General features: G+C 43.2%; 1 rRNA gene. It reads right to left on the minus strand.

Features of this window, described 5'->3' with window-relative positions:
* A 16S ribosomal RNA gene (locus V6246_RS18290) occupies nt 1-294 on the minus strand; the annotation flags it as partial.

Here is a 294-nt window from a genome sequence, read left to right on the forward strand (position 1 = left end):
GGACTACCAGGGTATCTAATCCTGTTCGCTCCCCACGCTTTCGTCCATCAGTGTCAATACATTATTAGTGATCTGCCTTCGCAATAGGTATTCTATGTAATATCTATGCATTTCACCGCTACACTACATATTCTAACCACTTCATAATGATTCAAGATAACCAGTATCAAAGGCAATTTTACAGTTGAGCTGCAATCTTTCACCTCTGACTTAATTATCCACCTACGGACCCTTTAAACCCAATGATTCCGGATAACGCTTGGATGCTCCGTATTACCGCGGCTGCTGGCACGG

It is taken from the genome of Algibacter sp. TI.3.09 (assembly GCF_038154905.1).
Classification (GTDB): domain Bacteria; phylum Bacteroidota; class Bacteroidia; order Flavobacteriales; family Flavobacteriaceae; genus Algibacter.